The 22,602-nt window shown below is 63.6% G+C and carries 19 protein-coding genes; 11 read left to right on the forward strand and 8 right to left on the reverse strand.

Translation table 11 applies throughout. The features are described 5' to 3' along the window. Positions 1-320 precede the first annotated feature (320 nt). The 6 genes from R0V12_RS04415 to R0V12_RS04440 are packed head-to-tail and all read left to right on the forward strand — an operon-like array spanning position 321 to position 6,830. Positions 321-3,350 carry a Na+/H+ antiporter subunit A gene (locus R0V12_RS04415; RefSeq protein ID WP_252932177.1) on the forward strand — a complete coding sequence of 1,010 codons (3,030 nt, stop codon included), beginning with the start codon at positions 321-323 and terminating at the stop codon, positions 3,348-3,350. Next, a complete protein-coding gene (locus R0V12_RS04420; protein ID WP_320072914.1) occupies positions 3,350-3,841 on the forward strand; it encodes a Na(+)/H(+) antiporter subunit C in 492 nt (163 codons plus the stop codon). The genes R0V12_RS04415 and R0V12_RS04420 overlap by 1 nt, the downstream gene beginning before the upstream one ends. Further along, the gene (locus R0V12_RS04425) at positions 3,831-5,615 is read left to right on the forward strand and encodes a Na+/H+ antiporter subunit D (RefSeq protein ID WP_320072915.1); all 1,785 of its coding nucleotides are present in this window, start codon (positions 3,831-3,833) and stop codon (positions 5,613-5,615) included. The genes R0V12_RS04420 and R0V12_RS04425 overlap by 11 nt, the downstream gene beginning before the upstream one ends. Then, complete coding sequence (locus R0V12_RS04430) at positions 5,612-6,133, forward strand: Na+/H+ antiporter subunit E (protein WP_256021507.1); 522 nt, start codon at positions 5,612-5,614, stop codon at positions 6,131-6,133. The genes R0V12_RS04425 and R0V12_RS04430 overlap by 4 nt, the downstream gene beginning before the upstream one ends. A 3-nt stretch (positions 6,134-6,136) precedes the next feature. Beyond that, a complete protein-coding gene (locus R0V12_RS04435) occupies positions 6,137-6,412 on the forward strand; it encodes a monovalent cation/H+ antiporter complex subunit F (RefSeq protein ID WP_320072916.1) in 276 nt (91 codons plus the stop codon). A 13-nt stretch (positions 6,413-6,425) separates the two neighbouring features. After that, the gene (locus R0V12_RS04440) at positions 6,426-6,830 is read left to right on the forward strand and encodes a monovalent cation/H(+) antiporter subunit G (protein WP_320072917.1); all 405 of its coding nucleotides are present in this window, start codon (positions 6,426-6,428) and stop codon (positions 6,828-6,830) included. A 308-nt stretch (positions 6,831-7,138) separates the two neighbouring features. On the opposite strand, the gene R0V12_RS04445 is transcribed toward R0V12_RS04440, so the two are convergent. The 3 genes from R0V12_RS04445 to R0V12_RS04455 all read right to left on the reverse strand — a co-directional run bounded on the left by R0V12_RS04445 (position 7,139) and on the right by R0V12_RS04455 (position 9,546). Next, positions 7,139-8,272 (reverse strand): glutamate--cysteine ligase, encoded by a 1,134-nt coding sequence (locus R0V12_RS04445; protein ID WP_320072918.1) that lies wholly within the window; start codon positions 8,270-8,272, stop codon positions 7,139-7,141. A gap of 41 nt (positions 8,273-8,313) precedes the next feature. Then, positions 8,314-9,051 carry a LytR C-terminal domain-containing protein gene (locus R0V12_RS04450; RefSeq protein ID WP_256008459.1) on the reverse strand — a complete coding sequence of 246 codons (738 nt, stop codon included), beginning with the start codon at positions 9,049-9,051 and terminating at the stop codon, positions 8,314-8,316. Between the two features lie 279 nt (positions 9,052-9,330). Further along, positions 9,331-9,546 carry a DUF3263 domain-containing protein gene (locus R0V12_RS04455; protein WP_070361851.1) on the reverse strand — a complete coding sequence of 72 codons (216 nt, stop codon included), beginning with the start codon at positions 9,544-9,546 and terminating at the stop codon, positions 9,331-9,333. A 16-nt stretch (positions 9,547-9,562) separates the two neighbouring features. Between R0V12_RS04455 and R0V12_RS04460 the strand changes: the two genes are divergently transcribed. Genes R0V12_RS04460 through cls form a run of 4 tightly spaced genes read left to right on the forward strand, consistent with a single transcriptional unit; the run spans position 9,563 to position 12,967 of the window. Beyond that, positions 9,563-10,135, forward strand: a complete 573-nt coding sequence (locus R0V12_RS04460; RefSeq protein ID WP_256008458.1) for a peptide deformylase — start codon at positions 9,563-9,565, stop codon at positions 10,133-10,135. Between the two features lie 16 nt (positions 10,136-10,151). Beyond that, entirely contained in the window at positions 10,152-10,679 is a 528-nt protein-coding gene (locus R0V12_RS04465) for a GNAT family N-acetyltransferase, cg3035/Rv0428c family (protein ID WP_070361850.1), read from the forward strand. A 9-nt stretch (positions 10,680-10,688) separates the two neighbouring features. Next, positions 10,689-11,480, forward strand: coding sequence for an exodeoxyribonuclease III (locus R0V12_RS04470; RefSeq protein WP_320072919.1), 792 nt, complete (start codon positions 10,689-10,691; stop codon positions 11,478-11,480). Positions 11,481-11,485: 5 nt separating this feature from the next. Continuing rightward, positions 11,486-12,967: a cardiolipin synthase gene (cls, locus tag R0V12_RS04475; RefSeq protein ID WP_413774871.1), complete on the forward strand. Its 1,482-nt coding sequence runs from the start codon at positions 11,486-11,488 to the stop codon at positions 12,965-12,967. A gap of 386 nt (positions 12,968-13,353) precedes the next feature. Here the strand turns inward: cls and R0V12_RS04480 are convergent, their stop codons facing one another. Next, positions 13,354-15,813 carry a zinc metalloprotease gene (locus tag R0V12_RS04480; RefSeq protein ID WP_256005566.1) on the reverse strand — a complete coding sequence of 820 codons (2,460 nt, stop codon included), beginning with the start codon at positions 15,811-15,813 and terminating at the stop codon, positions 13,354-13,356. A gap of 4 nt (positions 15,814-15,817) precedes the next feature. Continuing rightward, the gene (locus R0V12_RS04485) at positions 15,818-19,198 is read right to left on the reverse strand and encodes a Rib/alpha-like domain-containing protein (RefSeq protein WP_320072920.1); all 3,381 of its coding nucleotides are present in this window, start codon (positions 19,196-19,198) and stop codon (positions 15,818-15,820) included. Between the two features lie 298 nt (positions 19,199-19,496). Here R0V12_RS04485 and R0V12_RS04490 point away from each other — a divergent pair, with 298 nt between their 5' ends. Then, positions 19,497-20,303, forward strand: a complete 807-nt coding sequence (locus tag R0V12_RS04490; protein WP_284805308.1) for an endonuclease domain-containing protein — start codon at positions 19,497-19,499, stop codon at positions 20,301-20,303. 101 nt (positions 20,304-20,404) lie between these two features. On the opposite strand, the gene R0V12_RS04495 is transcribed toward R0V12_RS04490, so the two are convergent. Genes R0V12_RS04495 through R0V12_RS04505 form a run of 3 tightly spaced genes read right to left on the reverse strand, consistent with a single transcriptional unit; the run spans position 20,405 to position 22,552 of the window. Continuing rightward, entirely contained in the window at positions 20,405-21,133 is a 729-nt protein-coding gene (locus R0V12_RS04495; RefSeq protein ID WP_070361845.1) for an ABC transporter permease, read from the reverse strand. A 2-nt stretch (positions 21,134-21,135) separates the two neighbouring features. After that, positions 21,136-22,080: an ABC transporter ATP-binding protein gene (locus tag R0V12_RS04500; RefSeq protein WP_320072921.1), complete on the reverse strand. Its 945-nt coding sequence runs from the start codon at positions 22,078-22,080 to the stop codon at positions 21,136-21,138. After that, entirely contained in the window at positions 22,073-22,552 is a 480-nt protein-coding gene (locus tag R0V12_RS04505) for an NUDIX hydrolase (protein WP_070975670.1), read from the reverse strand. Before R0V12_RS04505 ends, R0V12_RS04500 begins: the two co-directional genes overlap by 8 nt. Positions 22,553-22,602 lie beyond the last annotated feature (50 nt).

Here is a 22,602-nt window from a genome sequence, read left to right on the forward strand (position 1 = left end):
CCGTCGCGACCTGCAGAAACGCAACCGTTGGTCGACCGGAACCAGTCCGAAACGCAAAATGGTTCCCGGACGCGGGAACTTTTTCAAAGAGGGCACAGGCGCGGGGCGCGGGCACAGGAGGGGCCAGCCAGCGGCGGGGCGGCCCGGGCGAAAGCCGTTCGCAAAATGTCGGAGCTGTGAGTACAGTGAGATTTTGTTGGTCGCGCCACTGATCATGACGCGCCTTGTTTCTAGTTTCGACGGTGCATGGTGGGCAGCTGCGTTGCTGTGGCGCGCCGAAGCTGAAGAAGCTAAGGAAGCTGAACAAGGAGGCCCGGGTTGTGTTGACGCTACTTGTCGCGCTGTTCGTCGCGACGTCGGCGGCGCCGTTGTTGATCCGTACGATCGGTAGATCGGCGTTTGCGCTGGTGGCGTTGGTGCCGCTGGGCGGGTTCGCGTGGATGGTGTACCTGTTCGCAAAGGGTGTCTTTGTGGATGGCGGGGAGATCGTTTCGCGGATTCCGTGGATGCCGTCGGCGGAGTTGAACCTGGATTTCAGGTTGGACGCCCTGGCGGGCTTGTTCAGTTTGATTATTTTGGGCGTCGGCTCCTTGGTGTTGCTGTACTGCTGGGGCTATTTCGATTCGAATCCGCGCAGGTTGGCCAAGTTTGGCGGGGAGCTGACCATGTTCGCCTCCGTGATGTACGGGTTGGTGATTTCGGACAGTTTCTTGCTGATGTACGTGTTTTGGGAGTTGACGTCGATACTCTCGTACATGCTGGTCAGCTACTACGGTGAGCGGGCGTCGTCGCGAAGGGCGGCGATTCAGGCGCTGATGATTACGACGTTCGGCGGGCTGGCGATGCTCGTCGGCATTAACCTGCTGGGCTACAAGACGGGGATTTGGCGCCTCAGCGAGGTGTCGCAGTTTGCGAATATTGAGAATACGCCTGCGATTTCGACGGCGATTGTGCTGATTATGTTGGGGGCGATGACGAAGTCGGCGCAGGCCCCGTGGCATATTTGGTTGCCGGGGGCGATGGCGGCGCCGACGCCGGTGTCGGCGTATTTGCACTCGGCGGCGATGGTGAAGGCCGGGATTTACCTGGTGGCGCGCCTGGCGCCGGATTTGGCGGTGGTGAGTACCTGGCACCTGGTGGTGCTTTCGACCGGCGTGTTCACCATGATCCTGGGTGGCTGGCTGGCGCTGAAGCAGCGTGACCTGAAGCTGATCCTGGCGTACGGCACGGTGTCTCAGCTGGGCTTTATCACGACGGTGATCGGTATTGGGTCGCGTGAGGCGACGATGGCTGGCCTGGCAATTACGTTCGGGCACTCGATGTTCAAGGCGACGCTGTTCATGATCGTGGGCGCGATTGACCACTCGACGGGCACCCGCGACATCCACGAGCTGTCGGGGTTGGCGAAGCGGGAGCCGTTTGTGGCGTTTTTGGCGGCGGTGTCGGCGGCGTCGATGGCGGGTATTCCGCCGTTCTTCGGCTTTGTGGCGAAGGAGTCGGCGCTGGAGGCGGTCCTGAACGAGGAGATGCTGCACGGCATGCCGGGTTACATGACGCTGGTGGCGATCGTCGCTGGTTCCATCCTGACGATGGCCTACTCGCTGTACTTCTGGTGGTCCGCCTTTGCGACGAAGCCAGCACACAACAACGGCGAGTCGAAGGCGGTGCGCGAGATGCACCCGATCGGCCCGACCTTGTGGATTTCGCCGGCGGTGCTGACCACGTTGACGGTGGTGTGCGGTATCTTCCCGGTGCTGCTGTCGACGGCGTTCAACGAGTACCTGGATGTGCGCTTCCCCGGCGGCGAGCAGGAGGAGTTGGCGCTGTGGCACGGGATTACGATCCCGCTGGTGCTGACGGCCGTGATTGTGCTGGGTGGCGTCGTCATGTTCTGGCAGCGTGCGTTGCTGAAACCGCTGCAGACGGGCAAGCCTGCGCTCGGCAATGGTGACGCGTTGTGGGACGCGCTGCTCACGCAGCTGCGGACTGCGTCGCTGCGGTTGACGGCGTCGACGCAGCGCGGTTCCCTGGTGATCAACCTGGGCGTGATTTTCGCGGTGTTGGCCGTGGTGCCGCTGGCGGCGCTGGTGCTGGGCCGCTCGAACGATATTCGGATGATGTTGTGGGATTCGCCGTGGCAGGGCCTGGTGGTGTTCATCATGGTCTGCATGGCTGTCTTTGCGACGGTCCAACGCAACCGCCTATCCGCCGTGGTGATGGTGGGGCTGACCGGCTACGGCATGGCGACGATCTTTGCCCTGCACGGCGCGCCGGATCTGGCGCTGACGCAGGCGCTCGTGGAGACCATCGTGATGGTGGTGTTCATGCTGATCCTTCGCAAGATGCCGACGGAGGTCGAGCCCCGCAGCGACGACAACCGGGCCCGTGCCTGGCTGTCGATCCTGACTGGCGTGTCGGTTGTGGTGATCGCCATGTTTGCGATGAGCGCGCGCACCGCCGACCCGATCTCGGTGTTCATGCCGGAGCTGGCGCACGACATCGGCCACGGCCGCAACACGGTGAACGTGCTGCTCGTGGACCTGCGCGCCGCCGATACATTCGGCGAGATCACTGTGCTGGTGATCGCGGCGACGGGCGTGGCCAGCCTGATCTTCGGCACCGGCAAGTTTGGGCGCTCCTCGAGGCGCCCGACGCTGTCCACCACCAAGCCGCGCTGGCTGGCCAGCGGCGTGGATTCGGAGACGGCGCAGAACCGTTCGCTGATGGTGGACGTGGCAACACGGATCCTGTTCCCGTCGATGATTCTGCTGTCCCTGTACTTCTTCTTCGGCGGCCACAACGCGCCCGGCGGCGGCTTCGCCGGCGGCCTGGTGGCGGCGCTGGCGTTCACGCTGCGCTACCTCGCGGGCGGGCGCCAGGAAATCGAGGAGGCCCTGCCTGTGGACCCGGCGAAGCTGCTGGGCACCGGCATGCTGTTCTCCTTCGCCGCGGCGGTGACCCCGATGTTCTTCGGCAACCCGCCACTCACGTCCGGCTACACCACGGTCACGCTGCCGCTTATCGGCTCGTTTGACGTCACCTCGGCGCTCGTGTTCGACGCCGGTGTGTACCTCATCGTGGTCGGCCTGACCCTGCACATCCTGACCTCCATGGGCGGCTACCTCGACCAAGAGGAAGACAACCGCAAGCAGTACGCTCGCCAGCGCGCTCGTGAGCTGCAGGAGAAGAATAAACGACGCCGCGAAGCGCAGGCAACGAAGCGGTTGGCGCGAAAGAGGCGTCGAGAAGCGGTCACTGGTGACGGTGACGCGACGGCAGGGCGGGGCCGGGCGTCGACAATTGGGGCGCCGGTGCACACCACCGCGCGTGGCCGCGAAAGGAGCGAGTAATGGAAGCGAACCTGTTCCTGCTCATCGGGTCGGGTGTGCTCGTGGCCACCGGCGTGTACCTGATGCTCGATAGGGCACTGACCCGCATGATCATGGGCGTGCTGCTGCTCGGCAACGGCGCGAACCTGCTGCTGCTGCAATCCGGCGGGCAGGCTGCTCCGCCGATCATTGGGCGCATGTCTACCTTGTTCGGCGAGCGCACCGCCGACCCGCTCGCGCAGGCGATGATCCTCACCGCGATTGTCATTTCGATGGCGATGGTCGCGTTCATGCTGGCCCTGGCCTACCGCCAGTACCGCTACCGCACCGACGACATCATCGAGCGCGACGAGGAAGACCGCGCGATCGCCGCCCGTCCGAAGACCCCGGCGGCGGCCCCCGACCACGACGCCTCCGACGACCCAGAGACCGGACGCATGAGCTCCGAGGGCGACGCCTTCGGCCCACGCTCCTTTGAAGACCCCGTCAAGGAGGCCGACGATGACGAATAACCTGTTCGAGTTCGCCCACTGGGCGCTGCCCGCCATGCCGATCCTCACTGTCATGCCGCTGCTGTTGCCAGCGCTGGCAGCGGCGCTGATCCTGGTCACCGGGCGCGCCGTCACCCTGCAGCGCACCATCGCGCTGACGACTCTGTTCGCGCTGGCCGTCATCTCGGGTGCGATGATCATCATCGCAGACGTCCACGGCATCCAGACCGTCCAGATGGGCGGCTGGGAAGCACCCATCGGCATCACGTTGGTGGCGGACCGCCTGTCCACCATCATGGTGTTCGTCTCCTCCATCGTGCTGTTCGCCGTCATGTGGTACGGCATCTCCCAAGGGCTTCGCGACGGCGACGAGGACGACCCAGTCGCCGTCTTCCTCCCCGTCTACATGCTGCTGTGCATGGGCGTGAACCTGTCCTTCCTCGCCGGCGACCTGTTCAACCTGTACGTCGGCTTCGAGGTCTTCCTCGTGGCCTCGTACGTGCTGCTCACTCTCGGCGCCTCGCCGGGGCGCGTGCGCGCCGGCATCGGCTACGTGATGGTCTCCATGGCGTCCTCGATGGTGTTCCTGTTCGCGCTCGCGCTGATCTACTCCTCCACCGGCACGGTGAGCATGGCGCAGGTCGGCCAGCGCATGGCCGAGGTCCCGGACGGCACGCGCGCCGCGATCTTCGCCACGCTGCTCGTCGCATTCGGCATCAAAGCGGCCGTCTTCCCGCTCGACGCCTGGCTCCCCGACTCCTACCCCACCGCCGCCTCCCTGGTCACCGCGGTGTTCGCCGGGTTGCTCACCAAGGTGGGCGTCTACGCCATCATTCGCGTCCGCACCACCATATTTATCGACGGCTCCCTCGACACCCTCCTGATGTGGGTCGCACTACTGACCATGGTCATCGGAGTGATGGGAGCACTCGCGCAGAACGACATCAAGCGTCTCCTCTCCTTCACTCTGGTCAGCCACATCGGCTACATGATCTTCGGCATCGCACTCGGCACCGTCGCCGGCCTGTCCGGCGCGATCTTCTACGCCGTCCACCACATCCTGGTGCAGACCTCGCTCTTCCTGGTCGTCGGCCTCATCGAGCGCCAGGCCGGGTCTGCGCAGCTGCGCCGCCTCGGCTCCCTGCTCTACACCGCGCCACTCATCGCGCTGCTCTACTTCATCCCGGCGCTCAACCTGGGCGGCATCCCGCCGTTCTCCGGGTTCCTCGGCAAGATCATGCTCATCCAGGCCGGTGCCGCCGAAGGCTCCTGGCTCGCCTGGGTGCTCATCGCAGGGGCCGTCGTCACCTCCTTATTGACGCTCTACGCCATGATCCTCGTCTGGTCCAAGGGCTTCCTCCGCGACCGCGCCGACGCCCCCGAATCCGTCGCCATGGCGCGGCCCTCATCGCTTACCGAGCGCCACGACACCATCGCCGTCGACGACCGCGCCGACGTCGGCCGCATCCCCGTCGGTATGCTGCTGTCCACCGCGCTCCTCGTAGCGACCTCCGTGGCCATCACGTTCCTCGCCGGCCCAATCTCCGCCATTACCGACCGCGCCGCCGAATCCGCCAGCGACCAACGCATCTACCAACACGCCGTCCTCTCCGGCGACCCCACCAACCCGACCCGGGACCTCGACGCCTTCCGCCAACCCACCGACTCCGGCGGCGGCAAAGACGCGCTCGCCCGCAAATCAGCGCGCTCCGCTGACGGAGAGGACGTCGTCACGACAGAACGAGTCCCCCTCCCCGCCAGCGCAACCGCCGAACCGACAGGAGCACACCGATGAACCACCTCCTCACCGGCATCCGAAACCGCTTCCGCGGCGCCTTCGTCCTCTGGCTCGCATTCATGTGGGTCCTCATGCAAGGCGACCTCACCTGGGGCAACGTCGCCGCCGGGCTGGCGCTCGGCGTCCTGATCGTGCTCGTGCTGCCGCTGCCGAACATCCCCCGTAGCGGCAACAAAATCCACTGGGGCAAACTGCTGCTGTTCGTACTGCAGTGGTTCGCCGACCTCATCGTCGCCTCCGCCAAAGTCTCCTGGCTCGCGCTGCGGCCCGCCGCCCCGCCCAAAAACGCCATCCTTCGCGTACCGATGCGCGTCTCCGACGACCTGGTCCTCTACCTCGCCACCTGCGCCTACAACCTGCAGCCCGGCGGCAGCGTCTCCGACATCGACATCGCCAACCGCGAATGGACCATCCACGTCCTCCACGCCGACAACCAAACCGACATCGACCGCGAAATCGCCAACGTGGCAAAACTCGAGCGCCAAATGATCGACATCTTCGAAAGCAGGCGATAACCCATGAACCCCCAGGTATACAACGCATTCCTCATCGCCGCCGGCATCTTCCTCGCCATCGGCTTCCTCGTCCTCGCCTGGCGAGTCATCGTCGGCCCCGACTCCATGGACCGCGTCCTCGGCAACGACGCCATCACCGCATCACTCCAATGCGTCCTCGCCCTCTACATCTGCTGGACGCTCGACACCACCGTCGTCAACGTCATGATGGTGATCGCGCTCCTCGGTTTCATCGCCTCCCTGTCCGTCGCCCGCTTCCGCAAACGCGACAATTCCTAGGAAGGACCCACCAATGACACTCGCATTCTTCCTCGACGCCGCCTCCCTCGTCTTCATCCTCCCCGGCGCATTCATGGTGTTCTCCGCCGCCATCGGCACCGCGCGCTTCCAGTCCACTATGGCGCGCATCCACGCCATCACGAAGCCCCAAACCACGGGGCTGGTCCTCATGATCATCGGCACGATTATTCGACTCTCGAATGGGCAGGCCGGAGGGGCCGCCGGCACCCACGAACTTCACGACATCGGCGTCATCCTCATCCTGCTCATCTTCGCCCTGATGACCAACCCCGTCACCGCGCAGCGCCTCGGCCGCGTCGCCCGACGCGAAGGCCTCTACGGCAACCCCGACACCCTCAGCCGCAACGACCGACCCGCCGCCTACCACCCCAAGCGCGTCGACCCCACCAAGAAGTAGGTTTTTGCGCTCCCGCGCGAGTCGCGCGCACCACATTCCTGGATTTCAGGAGGCCGCCTGGGCGTTTCCGCAGGTCGCACATTCGCCGCAATGGAATTTGGTGCGCTGTCTGGCCTGCCAGTGCCAAAGGACGCAACGCGCTTTTCACGACCTGGGCTTTTGCCTCCTCCCGCAACAAGAAGTGCGTCCTTTGGCACTGCTACATGAGGACAAGCACCAAATTCCTGTATTCAGGTTGGGCGCGCACACAAAAGCCCAGGTCGCGCGCACCCCACGTGGGAATTTGGTGCGCAGCAGCTAGGAAGGACCTACTCCCAAGTCATCTCCTGCATCTCGGCGCAGGTCGCGGCGACGACGTCGTGCCAGGAGCCGGTCATCTCATAGATGCGGCGTTGCCGCTGGTAGCCGGCGCCGCGTTGCATGATCTCCAGCACCAGGTTCAGCTCGCGCGTGCACCCAAGCTGCGCAGCCACAGGCTGCAGGGTGTCCACCAACGTAACGAGTTCGTCGCGGAGCCAGCGTTCGTCGGTGTCGCGGCTGGTGATTACTAGGGCGTCGAGGCCGTAGCGGGCCCCGCGCCACTTGTTTTCGGCGACATGCCAGGGCTGGAGCGTGGGGAGGGCTTCGCCGGCGTCGAGAAGCTGGTCGTAGTAGACGACCAAGCAGTGCGTGAGCGCGACGACTGCGGCGAGTTCGCGCAGGTTGGAGGTGGCGTCGCTGATGCGGACTTCGATGGTGCCCCACTTGGCGGCGGGGCGGACGTCGAAGTGCATGGAGCCGGTGTGGTTGATCACGCCGGAGGTGCGCTGGTCGTCCATGAATTGGACCCATTCGGCCCAGCTCTGGAACTGATACGGCATCCCGGCGGTGGGAAGCTGCTGGTAGAGCATGGTGCGGTTGGAGGCGTACCCGGTGTCCAGCCCGTCCCAGCCCGGGCTGGATGCGGAGATGGCGAGCAGGTGCGGGTAGTGCGTCATCACCGCGTTGATGATTGGCCAGACGCGGTCTTCGTGACTGATGCCGACGTGGCAGTGAATACCCCACAGCAGCATTTGCTGGCCCCAGTACTGAGTACGGTTGATCATTTCCTTGTAGGAAATTTTGGGGCTGAGGGCTTGCTCGCGGAAGTCGGAAAATGGGTGGCCGCCGCTGGCCCACAGGTCGAGGTCGCGGGCGTCAGCTTCAGCGCGCACGACGGCCAAGTTCTCCGCCAGCTTGTCGACGGCCTCTTTCGTGTTCTTACATACCGGCGTCACCAGCTCGACCGTGTTCTGGAGGAACTCCCGCTCGAGGTGCACGTTGGGGTTGGTGGCGGAGATGGCGTCGATAATTTCGGGGGCGCGGGGTACCAGGTCCCGCGTCTCCTTATCGACAACACAGATCTCCCACTCCACTCCCAGTGTCGGCTCGGGGGAACGGGCGAACTCGCGGTATGGATCCATAAGTAGCCAGTCTAAACGCTGCGCTGGGCCCGCGCGGGGTTTTATTCTCCCGCAAGGACGACAGTGATCGCCTCCGGCTTCTCGACGGCCTCCCGCGGCAAACTCGTATTCGCCGGCACATCCGTCGTCGCCCGAGGCGTACCACCGATCCGCTGCGCGAGCTCCGCCGCAACCGCGTCAGCACCCGGAGTGTTCGGGTTAAAGAACACGAAGGTTTGCGGGAACGCGCCGTAGGTCTGCTCCGGCATGTTCATCGCGGCGGCGTCATTGGAACGGTTCGCCACGTTGTACTGGGCGGCGAGGTCACCGGCGGTCCGGTTCGCCAGATCCGGGATGCCGGAGTTGTTGTAGACGTACACCTGCGCCTGCTCCCGGGCCAGGCCGGCGGGGGCTGGCGCTGGCTGTTCCTGCTCGGCTGGCTTTTCGGCCGGGGCTGGCTGCTGCTCGGTGGGCTGGGTTCCTTCCGGCTTGGCCTGTTCGGATGGGCTCGCCGGCGCCGAGATCGCGGTTGTTGCCTGGGTAGCTTGGGTTGCTTGGGCGGTCGTGGCTTCGGTGGTGCCCGGCGCGGCCGCGTCCTGGTTTCCGTCGCCCTTGTTCATGGCGTAAATGCCCCACAGCAACAGAAGGGCTGCGACGGCCAGCAGGATCATCGCGACGCCCCGCTTCGGGAACGCCGCCGCCGGCGCCGCTTCGTAGTTTTGGTCGTAGTCGTCCTCTTCGGGCTCTTCGGCGCGGCGGTGGGCGCCCTGGTACTCGTTCTCAGGATTCACATTAGTCACATGCGCCACTCTAAACGTTTTTGCAGACGTTTACATCTTCCCACGCGCACCACGTGCTTGGTTTCGCCAACCGCCAGTACATTCCGGTCGAGGTGTTCAAGGAGTGCGATGCTGGTCGTCGGAAATCGGCCGGGCTGGGTGAAAATGCGCGACCTGCATCGCACGCTTCTAAGCGCACGCTACGAGCAGTTTGGGGCGAGGAGCGGCCAGGTGTGCACCAAGTTCCTGTAGGGACAGACGACGCGAGCTGGGGAAACGCGAAATGGATCCCTGAACCGATCACCGGTCGCGGAGGCGCTGCAGGCGGCGCACGAGTTGGGGGAATTCGGAGAGGGCGGAGGGGTCGTCGAGAAGGAGGTTGAGTTTTTGGTAGTAGCGAACCGGTGTAAGCCCGAGCTGCGTGGTGATGGCTTCCTCTTTGGCGCCGATGGCGCGCGGGGCGTGGGCCTCGAAGGTGAGGATGGCGCGGTCCGAATCTGAAAGCTGCTCAGGCATGCCTATTATGGTAGCCATGACCATTCGACCGATCGTTATTTATGGCGACCCTGTCCTGCACAACCCGACGAAGCCGGTGGAGCAACCAGTCGAGGAGCTGCAGGAACTCATTGCGGACATGCACGAAACGATGGACGCCGCCAACGGCGTGGGCCTGGCCGCGAACCAGATTGGTGTGCCGCTGCGCCTGTTCGTGTACCACTGCCCTGACGGCGACACGATGCGCCGCGGCACCGTGATCAACCCGGTGCTGGAGACAAGCGAGATCCCGAAGACCATGCCGCGCGACGACGGCGAGGACGACGAAGGCTGCCTGTCCGTCCCGGGCGAGGGCTTCCCCACCGGCCGTGCGGACTGGGCCAAGGTCACGGGCCTGGACGAGAACGGTAACGAGATTGAAATTGAGGGCACTGGGTTCTTCGCGCGGTGTCTGCAGCATGAGGTCGGCCACCTGGATGGCTTCGTGTACACGGACGTGCTGACCGGCCGCTACAAGCGGGAGGCGAAGCGCGCGATTAAGGCGAACGGGTGGACGGAGCCGGGCAACACGTGGCTGCCGGGCACGGACGAAGACCCGTTCGGACACTAAAGGCACTATAGCCAAGATGTTCCGCCAAGAAGCGCCCGCTGTCGGGGGCAGGGTGACGGTTCGCTACCGCACGGAGTCCGGGGTCAATGAGGCGATCGGGGAGGTCGTGGGGTTGGACCCGCTGCGGGTGCGCCGCCGCGATGGGCGCGAGGTGACAATCACGGAACCGGTGGCGGTGCGTTCGCTGGCGCCGAAGACGGTTCGGAATTCGGAGATTCGTCGAAAAGAGGTGGAGCTCGCGGAGGCGAACCCGGCACCGGTGCAGGAGTGGGTCGAGGGGTGGCTGGCCCGCGCGGGCGCCGCGAACCCGCAGGATAATACGGCAGTGCCGTTGGGCCCGTCGGCGGCACTCGCACCGCTGCCACTCACCGAGCTCAAAGATTTTTACGACGCCCACTCCCTCCCAGTGCGCCTGTTGGTGCCGGAGCGCATCGGCAAGGCGGCGGAGAAGCACGCGGCGCGACACCCGGAGCTGTGGGAGGTCGGCCCGGAGGAGATCGTGGGCGATGACCATCATCGGCGGCGTGTCCTGCGTCTGCGCTAGGATATTGGCATGCGCATCGCCACTTGGAACGTGAACTCTGTACGTACGCGGGCGGAGAGGATCGCCGCTTTCCTCGACCGCAACGACGTCGACGTGTTGGCCATGCAAGAAACGAAGACGAAGGACGCCACGTTCCCCTACTCCACGTTCGAGGCGGCGGGCTACGAGGTCGCGCATGTGGGCTACAACCAGTGGAATGGTGTGGCTATCGCGTCGCGGGTGGGGCTGGAGAACGTGCGGACACACTTTGAGCGCCAACCGGCGTTCGCGAAGAAGGGCGATCCGGTTGTGGAGGCCCGGGCGGTCGGGGCGAGCTGTGGGGGCGTCGATATATGGAGCTTGTACGTGCCGAATGGCCGTGAGATCGGCGACCCGCACTACGACTACAAGCTCGAGTTCCTCTACTCCCTGCGCGAGACCGTGGACCCGCAAGCGTTGCAGCTGTTCACGGGCGATTTCAACATTGCGCCGCGCGACGAGGACGTGTGGGACATCGCCTGGTTTGAGGGCAAGACACACGTCACGGAGCCGGAGCGCGCCGCGTTCCAGATGCTGCTGGAGTCCGGCTTGGAGGAGATCCGCCACGCGGACCCCTACTCGTTCTGGGACTACAAGTCCATGCGCTTCCCCAAGAACGAAGGCATGCTCATTGACTTCCACTTAGCGACGCCCCCGCTCGCCCGCCGCCTGCAACAGGCTCGGGTGGACGTGGCGGAGCGCGACGGCAAGGGCGCATCGGATCACGCGCCCGTCATCGCTGATTACGACACCGCCGACCTCGCACTCGACCAGGTGCGGTAGCCATGTTGTCTCTGTTCAGTGGCCTCTCCCTGTGGCAGCTCATCGCCATGGGCATCGACTACGCCATCAAGTTCGTCATGATTGGCGTGGTGCCGTCGAACCGCAAGCCGTCGAGCGCGAACGCTTGGCTGCTACTCATTCTGCTGCTCCCGTTCGTGGGCCTGCCGCTGTACCTGCTGATGGGGTCCAAGTACGTCTCGCAGCGGCGCCACCGCATCCAGAAGGAAGCGAACGCCGTCCTCAACGACGTCTACTCCGACATCCCCGACATTCCCGCCGGTCAGCAGGCGAACCCAGAAGTGACCTCGATGATCACGCTGAACCGCACCCTGACCGGCTTCCCCGCCGTGCACGGCAGCGCGGTCGCCATGTGGGCGGATTACGAGAAGACGATGGTGCGGATTGCGGAGCTCGTCGATAAGGCGGAAGCATACGTCGACATCGAGATTTACGCGGTGGCCTGGGACAACACCACCGCCATTGTGTTTGAGGCGTTGGAGCGTGCCGTGGCCCGCGGCGTCCACGTCCGCCTCCTCTTCGACCACATCGGCTCCATGAAATACCCCGGCTTCCGCGCGCTGAAACGGCGCCTGACGAAGGCCGGCATCCACTGGCACCTCATGTTGCCGCTGAGCCTGCTCAAGGGCCGCTTCCGCCGCCCGGATCTGCGCAACCACCGCAAACTCATCATTATCGACGGCCACACCGCCATGATGGGCTCCATGAACCTCATCGACCGCACCTACCTCACCCGCCAACACCGCGCCGCCGGACGCCAATGGGTCGACGCCTTCGTGGAACTCCAAGGGCCAATCGTCACTTCCATCGAGGCGCTGTTCGCCGTGGACTGGTACTCCGAATCCGGCGAGCCCATCGAGCTCACCGCCCCTTTGGATCTCGGCGCCCCCGCAGACGCGAACCTGGTCCAGCTCATCCCATCAGGGCCCGGCTACCAGGCCGAACCGAACCTGCGGATGTTTAACACCCTCATCCACCACGCCAAAGAACACCTGGTGCTGTGCTCCCCCTACTTCGTCCCCGAGGACTCACTGCTGGAGGCCATCACCACCGCCTGCTACCGCGGCGTGCGCGTGGACCTGCTCGTTGGCCAGAAGGCAGACCAGTTCATGGTGCAGCACGCCCAGTCCTCCTACTACCAACAACTCCTCGAGGCCGGTGTGCGCATCTGGGAGTTCCCCGCCCCCTACGTCCTGCACACCAAGTTCCTGCTCGTCGACCCCACCTCGAAGGAGCCCGGCGCCGCCGTCGGCGTGCTTGGGTCCTCCAACATGGACATTCGTAGTTTCTCACTCAACTACGAAAGCTCACTCTTAATTTGCGACGGCCCCCTCCTCCGCAACCTCAACCAACTCGCCACCACGTACTTGTCGGTGACCCGCGAGCTGACGCTGGAGCGCTGGAACACGCGGCCGTGGTACCGCCGCTACATCGACAACGTGATGAAGCTGACCTCGGCGCTGCAGTAGTTCACTGGCAGTGCCAAAGGACGCAATTCCTGTTGGGGGAGGGGGTAAAAGACCAGGTCGTGAAAAGGGGGTTGCGTCCTTTGGCACTGGGGTGAGGACGAGCGCACCAAATTCCCTCACAACCGACCAGCGACCTGGGAAAACGCCGAGGCCCCGTGCTCGAACCCGGGAATTTGGTGTCCCCCCATCTAGCTAGACACCAGATTCCTGGATTTTCGCGAGCAAACCCTACGTTTCCTCAGGTCGCGCATTTGGGGTGAACTGGAATTTGGTGCGCGCCCTCACACGCCAAACACCAAATTCCCCCACGACCGACCAGCGACCTGGGAAAACGCCGGAACCCTAGCCAAAACCAAGGAATTTGGTGCGTCGGGCGAATAAGCGACCTACTTGTTCGCCATCACGGCGGCGGCCGCGCCGCCCAGGCCCAGGATGCCGAGCAGCACGCCGACAACGATCAGGATCGTGTTGCGGGTCTTCTCGTCGACGCCGCCCTTGTCGTCGGTGGCTTTGGCGTCCTGCGTGGTTGGGTCAGCTGGCGCCGCGGTGCTCGGGGCCGCTGAAGGCGACGGCTTCGCTGACGTGGTTGGTGGCGTCGATGGCCGCTTAGGTTGCTTCAGTTCCTTGGTGTCCGCGAGGTTGCGGCGGTTGGTGTCCTGGAAGTCGCCGAGCTTACCTTGGGAGAGCAGTGCGGATGCCCGCTGGCCCAGCACGGAGTCACCGAGCTGGGTGCTGACTTGGCGCAGCTCGTCCTCGGTGTAGTCGAGGAGGCTGATGTCGAAAAGCTCGCTGAAGACGATTTCGCCGGATTCGTTTTCGATCTGGATGTAGACCGGCACGTATGAGCCGTACAAGCGCTGCGTGTCCGGGATTGGGATCTGGATTTCCTTGCGGGACTGCGGCCCGGCTTCCTTGGCGTCGCCGATGCCCTTGACCTTGATGGTCTGGACTGGGGCGATGCGGGAAAGTTCCTTGCCGTAGAAGGCGCGCACGGTGAATTCGTGGTCGTGGTAGCCGCGGTTGCCGATGGTGCCCACAACCTTGTTGTCGGCGCGCACGGTGGCGATGCTGTTTTCGTCGGCCATGTAGAAGTCGGCCTTGCCGTCGTTCTTGAGGGCAGCGGCGGCGTCGAGTTCGCGGGCGTCGCGTTCGATGCCGCGGCGCTTCTCGGCGTCCTTGTCCGACTCGGAGTCGGACTCGGCGGGCTTGACGGAGACATCACCGATGCCGCCGGCCTTGACGTTGAGGTTCTTCCACTCGGACGGGACGGACCACTCGCCGACGTAGCAGTCGGGGGCGTCGGCGCAGCCTGGGTGCGGGGCCTCCTGGTTGCCGCTCTTGTCTTCCTCCTGGTAGTCGAAGGTGACGAACTGGTAGGCGTAGTTCATGGCGGATGGGCGATCGCTGAGCCAGTCTCCGTACTTGGTCCATTCGTAGACGGATTGGCGCTTGCCGTCGACCCACAGCATGCCGTTGTGGTTCAGACCCAGGTTGTGGCCGAGCTCGTGCATGATGGTGTTGCGTACTTTGTCCTCGGCGCCCATGCGGGCGTTCTTGGACACGTAGAAGCTCGTGCCGCCGATCAGTGCGCGTCCGGTGGCGTAGTTGATGGAGCCGTTGGCGGAGGGGGCGTCCATAAGGTCGCCGATGACGCCGGAGCGGAAGATGCCTTCGCGCTCTTTGAGCAGGTCCACCGACGTGGTGATCAGCTCCGAGCCGGACGTTTCGGGCGAGTTGAAGTAGTGGTCCTTGTAGCCAAGGATCGGCCCGCCGCGGTATTCGTCGTCGCGGGCTTCGAAGTTCTTGGAGTAGCCCTTACCTGCGTCGATGTGCAGGTTGTAGCCGTGTGCGGCGAACTTCTTCACCAGCTGGTCCAGGATGAGCCCGGACGGGCGGTAGACGTTCGTGTTCATCTTCGAGCAGGCGTCGTAGCGGGCGAAGCCTTCGGGGTTGACGGCGAAGCGCGCCGCTTCCTGGCAGCCCTCGGTTTCCCACTCGGACTTCATCCAGTTCATCTGGAGGAAGATGTCTTTCTCATACGGGTTGGCGCCCCAGCGGTGCAACGGCATATCGACGCCATTTACATTCGCACCCTGCATTTCCCAGATGTCTAGCAGGCCGTCACCATCCGAGTCCAGCGCCCCCAGCTGCGTTTCGATCTTGACCGTCATCTCGGCCTTCATCGTCGCGCCAGACTCGACGGTCTGGACCCAGGTGCCGCTGAGGACTTCACCACGTTCCATGTTTTTGTTGTCAGAGCCCGCGTTCCACTCTGGGAGAGTCGCCGGATCCTGAGCGGTGGCAAGCGCCGTCGCACCCGGGAAGTTCGCGTCGACTCGGTAGGCGGACTTGTCCTCCCCGCGCAGGCTGTCCCCAAACTGCGCGGCGGTCATGGTGCCCTTCATTGGCTTGGCGTGGTTGTACATGCGGATCGCCAGCTCACGGGCGGTTCCGGCGTTGTTGGTCAGCTCGGTGACCACGTTGATCTCGTCGCCTTTGACCGTAAAGGTGCGCTTCATGGTGACTTCGCGTCGCGGGTCGGTGTGCTCCAGCACCGTGACGCCGTCCTCGGGGGAGCTCTCAGTCGTACTCTTCGCGATCGGCGCCACCACGCGCCCATCGGCCCAGCCGATCACACCGACCTGGTTCTCCAACTTGCCCGCAACCGACTTCGGGTTCATGTAGGTCAGGGTTGCCTCGTGGTAGCTCTTCCGGATGTGGAGCTGGGTCTGGATGGCATCATCATCTGAATTGACGGGGGACGCCGTCGCAGGCACGGCCGACACTGCGCCCATGCCGAGCGCGAGCGTCACTGCACCTGCAATCACTGTCTTGTGAAAACGCATCCTTTTACCTCCTCAAGCCCAGGTCACGCATAAGGTGTCTGAGATTCGACTGAACAACTGGGACTTCCTGCAGCGCGAGCAAACCGGCGCCTACCAGGAACCCAAGTGCACCGAGAATTACAGTAATCCACCCCGCTGCCGAACTCCCAGTCTCGGGGGCTGGGTCCGGCTCCGGCGTTGGCGCCGGGGTACTCGGGGTCGGTGTCGGCGTGGACGTGGGTGCCTCTGTCGATGGTGTCGGCGCAGCGGTCTGGCGCGGCTCACGCACGTACGCCGACACCTTCACGGTGCGCTGCGAGCCGTCCTGGTAGGTCACCACAACCGGCACCTCAACCTTCGACTTCGACTTCACCGACGCGTCCGGCAGCACCTGCAGCCTGCCCGAATACTTATCGACGTGCACCTGCCACCCCTTGGCGGCGAAGCTGGCGTCGATACCGAAGGTGGTCTCAGGCGGGACGCGCTGGCCCTGCGGCGTGGAAGCCAAGTCGCCGGCGTTGACGTAGATGTCGCTCCAGCGCGGGCGCTCTTCGTCGGCGATAGCCTTCTTGCGCAGCTCGGCGTCGATAAACTCCTCGGAGCCATCGGGGTACTTCACACGCACGCGCACGTTGTACTTGGCGCCGCCCGGCGCGTCTTTCGGTAGCACGGCGGTGATGCGGCCCGTCTTCGTATCGACGCTCACATCCAACCCAGCGTTCTCCTCAATCGAGAACGTGGTGTTTTCCGGCACCGGGGTCAACATCTCGTAGGACGTGCGGGTGCCGCCGGTCAGCGTTTCCGGCGCGTACCTCGGCGTAAATGCCTCCGCGTCCGGTTTGCTGTGCTTCACCCCGACGTGGAATGGCACATCGGTGGAACTGCCGTCCGGGTAGGACACCGTCACCACCGCGTCCAGCGGCCGGGCACCATTTTCCGGCGCACGCACAACCAGGTTGCCGGTGTCACGATTCACGGACACCTTCCACCCATTGAGGTTCTTGTTGCCCTCGGCGTCCTCGAAGAACACGAAGTCGGTGCCCTCCGGCACGTTGCGAACATCCGTCCTATGCAGGACGATCGGCGTCCCCGGCAGCACCTCGCGGCCAGTTTCATAGGCGTGGTTGTAGCTGCCCGCGATCTGGCGCGGCAGGATGTTGAAGTAAACGGGGACGTGCTGGGTGGAGCCGTCGCTAAAGCTGGCCTTTACCATCACTTGCACGACGTCACCGGCCTCCAGGTCGTCGCCAGTGGCCTTGAACGTGACCATGCCTGGCTGCTCGCCGTCCTCGGCGGTGCCCTCCCGCTCAACGACGCTCGCGTCAGTTTCGCCCTCGATCGAGTAGGAGACCTGCGCCTCTTCCGGGATCGGCTGGTTGAAGAACACCTCGGCGCCCTGCGTCAGGGTCGCCAGCGGCGCGTGGCTGCGGGTCTCTTCGCCCAGGCGGACGAACACGTCCGGGTACTGCAGCTTGTACCCTTCGGCGTACGGGGTTGGGTCGAGCACGTTGACCTTAATCACGCGCTGCTCGCCGGTGGAGAGCCGTACCCAGTACCTGCGCTCACCCTTCGATCCGCCCTCGGAGCGCGGCGGCTTCAAGAACACCTCGCCGTCCCTACCGATGGAGACCCAATCCGGCACCCCACCGGCTTTCAGCTCATCCTTCGTCGAGACGATCTCCATGCCGCTCGCGATTTCATCCGGGCTCATCACGTTCGTCTCAAGCGTCGTCCCCGCCTTCACGTTGATCGGCGTCCAATCCTCCGAGAAATCAGACTCGACGTGAAGCGTCGCCAGCTCTTCGTACAGCGGGTCCCACACCTTGAAGGAGAACTTGTGATTCCACTTGTCACTACTGCCGACAACACGCACGTTGCCATCCGGCGTCAGCGACACCTGGTAGCCCTCCGCACCCAGGAACTTGGTATTCGGGTCCAACTTCGCCGACGGCACGAACTCGTACACCTCGCCAGGCTTTACGCTCTTCGAGGTAATCGCGAACTTCGGCTTCTCATGAGGAGTGCTGTCCGGCGAGAAGGGGTTCGTCCCCAAGCTCACTTCGTCCTCGTTGCTCACGCCATCGCCGTCGAAGTCCGCGGCTGGGATGGAGAACACACGCTCGTCCTCGCCAACAAACCCGATCAAGAAATCCTTCGCATCAGACGAGTTATCCGGGTAGTCCACCTCCACGCGCGCATGCGTGATGAAGGTGTTCATGAACCACTTCGAAACCCGCTCAAACTCCGGCTTCGAGTTCCCAAACTCCTGCTCGTAGGCCTCCGCGAACGCCTCCAGGCCTTTCGCCTTCACAACGAAACGGTTGCCGTCGGAGGCGTCGACAAGCGCGTGGTCCAGCGCCGGCGACTTCCTGCCGTTCTGCTCGCCCTTATACCGAATCGAGCGCACCTTCACCTCAGCATTGCCGAACGGCGTCCCGCTTCGGAACTCCTGGCCCGGCTTCAGCCGCACCAGCAGCTCGCCCGGGTACGGGTCGTACTGCTCAGCCATGTATGGCTTCCGCGTCGTCGTAGTCGGCTTCACACTTGTCGACGTCGGCTTCGCACTCGAAGGCTTCGTCTGCTGCGCGCTGCTCGGCTTCGGCTGCGGCTGCGGGGTGCTGCTCGACGGCGACGGCTTTGGCTGCGGTTTTGCGCTCGTCGTTGTTGAAGTAGGCGCCGGCGTTGTCGTCTCCGGAAGCTTCGGCAACGGATTCTTCGCGACACCCCTATCCCTGGCGTCAAACGGGTTCGCGCCTTTCTTGGCCTCCTCGCCATTCGACACACCATCGCCATCAAAATCCCCATCCGGATCGTTGGCGAGGCGGCCGTCGAGACCCAAGAGACGCAGCGGCAAGACCACGTTCTCCTGCACCGAGCCATCCGTGAACCTAATGTCGAAATCCAGTTCGTTGATCTTCGACTGGTCATCCAAAAACTTCTGAGGATTCCACTTATAAATGGAGTCCTTCCCCGACAGCACTTCTTTGTGATATTCGGTGGCAAGTACCCCAATCTCCGGTGCCCACACACTCACCTGAAAGCGATGCGTCGCATCAATGCCGCTCGTGGGTGTAGGGTGCCACGCCACGTCCGAAAACTTAATTTTCTTGATAAGCCGCTCGACCCTGCCTATCGACGCCAAGTCCCCCGACTCCAGCTCACTACGCCCCAGCTTCCCGGGCCTGACCTCCAGCAGCTTATATTTGATTGGATTCGTCTCGGCCAGCGCCGGTCCCTTCGCCTGCGCATTTGCCTGCACCTGCAGCTCTGTTGGCCCTGCAACCTGCACCAACGGCGTCACGATCAACGCCGCCGCCGCAACAACCACACCCCTCCGCAACCGGGTCCGCACACGCGAACCCGCCCGGCGAGCTTCATCTGCTGCTCGGCCGCGATTTTTCGCCACAACGAATCCTTTCTGCAGCAAAAGCCAATGACACTCCCAGGGTAGTCCCCATTAGTCGTTTTGCCTAAACCTCCGCAACTTTCTAAATGTTTTCTCATGTGGCGGGTGTGGTTTGTGGGTCAAGAAAGTTCCCCACCAAATCTGCCCAGTGCCAAGAGACGCAATTCCCAAAACGGACACCGCCATAACACCTGGTCACAAAAGTGCTAGAGCTTATTGGTTGCGTCCTTTGGCACTGTAAACAGAAATTGTGGAAGAACAAGGAAACCAGGCGCCCATCAAATGCGTCTAAACAAATATGAATTACAGACAAACACCGCAACCGGAGGCACTACAGATGATCCTCGACTACGCACAACAGTGGCCGACCCACATCGCCAGCGGCTACTCAGCTCTCACCCTTTACAGGTTGCCCTACCTTACAGACGCAGCCCCCGTCACATTCATCGGCCCGACCAGTAAGACCCGCTCCCCTACCCCAACAACGCCCGGACTCAAACGCCGGGGAGCCGACGGTATCGCACTCACAACAGTGCACCACTTCGGACACACGATCTACGCAGCGGCCCCCGCGTACGCCACGATTCAGGCGATCCAGATGCTAAAAAGCGGAGAGCACTCTCCTGCCGTCATCACGCCCGAGGGGCTCGACCCCCTCCAAGTACGGGCAGTGCAGCTGGTGGATTGCGTTCGCAGGCACCTCAACGTTTCAACATCTTCGCTGCGCCAAGCAGCGGACTGGCGCGTGGAGAAGCGATGGCTCAACAAGGTACTCAAGCTTTCCAGCAAGCTCGCCGACTCGCCGCGCGAAACCGAGCTGCGCCTGCTACTTCACGCCGTAACAAAGCAACGCCGACTGAAACTAAGTGAGCAAGTCCCGGTATATAGAGGCCGCCGCCTCGTAACGACGTTCGACTTCGCCATCGAACCGCTCAAAATCGGGATCATGTATGACGGCCAGCACCATTGGGAGTATGACCAGCGTCAGAAGGATGCCCGAATCAACTTGGATCTGGCGTTGGAGGGCTGGACCGTGGTCAGGTTCGCCGCCGCCACGTTCCATGAGGTGGTCCCCCGGATGGAAGAATTACTTGACCGAATGTGAACAGTGCCAAAAGACGCAAGCCTATAAATATAGCCCTTTTATAACCAGCGGTTTTAATGGGGTACTCTTAGGAGATTGCGTCTTCTGGCACTGCTATCAAGCTACGCGTCCCGCGCCTCCGTCAACAGCACGCCGATCACCCACAACGCCACGGCCCACACGGCGAAGATGCCGAGGGAGGCGCCGAGCTCCCAGTGTTGGGTGGGTTGGTTCATCATGAAGGCGATGAGGTTGTTGAAGGGGAGGAACTTCGCTACGTCTTGGCCGTATTTGGGGATGAACCCGACGATGGTCTCCAGGAGGAGCATCATGGACAGGCCGATGACGATGGCGGCGGACGTGTTGCGGACGATCCAGCCGACGCCCTGGGTGAACAGGGTGAGCAGCGCCATGCCGAGGGGTACTGCCCACAGGGCGCGCTGGGTGGCGCTATTTGTGGTCCAGCCTGCGGGGACGGCGGTAGTGAGATCGGCAAGGATGAACGCCACGACCACGGCTAGCAGCGTCGCAACCACAACGCCGACGACGCCCACTACGACTTTGGCCAGGGCGACTCGCCAGCGCTGCGGTGTGAGGCGGAAGTTGGTGGCGGGGATGCCGAATCGGTATTCGGTGGTGACGGTCATGGCGGCTTGCACGATGACGACGATCCCGATGGTCATGGAGACGGTCGAGACGACGGTCAGGGGCGTGTAGGGCATGCCGGAGGTGTTGGCCAGCCAGCCGAAGAGTGCGCCGTAGATGCCGGCGACGATGATCATGGCGGCGCTGGTCCACCAGAAGGAGCGGGTGCTGCGGAGTTTGGTCCACTCGGAAAGTATGAGGTTCATGGTTACTTGCCCTCCTGGACTGTGCGGGATGCGAACTGTTCGGTGCCTTCGGTGGATTGGATGTAGGCGTCTTCGAGGGAGGCGTGGTGTTCGCTGAGTTCGGTGAGGATGACGCCAGCTTCGAAGGCGATGCGCCCGATGGTTTCGGGGGTGGCGTCGTTGATGGTGAGGTTGGGTCGGCCGTCGGCGTCGGTGCCTGGGCTGATGCTGGCGCCCGGCGCGCCTGCCTCCACGGCCCCCTGCAAACGAGAAAGCCCATCATCAGCGGCACGCACCACAACGCGGGAGCCGGAGTGGGCCTTGATGAAGTCGTGGACGGAGGTGTCGGCGACGAGTTTGCCCTTGCCAATCACGATGAGGTGGTCGGCGGTCTGCGCCATTTCGGCCAGCAGGTGGGAGGACACCAGGATGGTGCGGCCTTCCTGCGCGAGTGCGCGCAGGAGGGAGCGGACCCAGCGGATACCTTCCGGGTCGAGGCCGTTGACGGGTTCGTCGAGGATGAGGTATTCGGGGTCGCCGAGCAGGGCCGCGGCGATGCCGAGGCGTTGCCCCATGCCGAGGGAGAACCCGCCGACTTTCTTGCCCGCCACGTCGGTCAGCCCGACGAGGGAGAGGACTTCGTCGACGCGGGAGGCGGGGATGCCGGAGGCCTGCGCCTGCCACAGGAGCGTCGCGCGGGCGGAGCGGTTGGGGTGTACACCTTTGGCGTCGAGGAGCGCGCCGACTTTTTGGGCGGGGCGCTTGAGGTTGCGGTAGCTGGTGCCGTCGATAAGACAGCTGCCTGACGTGGGCTTATCCAGGCCGACGATCATACGCATGGTGGTGGATTTGCCTGCGCCGTTGGGGCCGAGGAACCCGGTAACGATGCCGGGTTTGACGCGGAAGCTCACGTCGTCGACGGCGCGGACGGGGCCGTAGACCTTTGACAGGTTTTGGACTTCAATCATGCGAAACAGTATGCCTGAGAATGTCTGGCAGCGCGGCACGCAGCCCCGGGTGTAGGGCGAGTTCTTCGAGTTTTTTCAGGGGAACCCAACGCAGCTCAACGCTTTCTTCGTTGGCGGTGGTCTCGAGTGGCTCGCCGGAGCGCACGCGCGCGAGCACGGTGGTGTAGGTCCAGCCACTGGGTGCGGGGCCGGAGGTGACGAGCTCCTTATCGACGTCCACTTCGCCCCCATCGATGCCGCATTCTTCTTCCGTCTCCCTGAGGGCGGCTTGGGAGGCCGTTTCGTGTGAGTCGCGGGCGCCGCCGGGGATGCCCCACGTGTCGCCTTGGGCGGTCCAGGGGGCGCGGTGTTGCATGAGCACGACGGGCTCGCCGCCGTGCGTGGCCTGCAGGAAGAGCCCCGCGGCGCCGTGTTTGCCCCACATTTTCTGTCCGTTGGGTCCTTCGACCCATCCGTTGCCGTCTCCTTGCATGTGTTCCACTGTAGGTCGTTTCCTAGAAATAGGTCGGGCGCGGTGGTTAT

The sequence above is a fragment of the Corynebacterium sp. UMB2355A genome, assembly GCF_033877495.1.
Classification (GTDB): domain Bacteria; phylum Actinomycetota; class Actinomycetes; order Mycobacteriales; family Mycobacteriaceae; genus Corynebacterium; species Corynebacterium pseudogenitalium.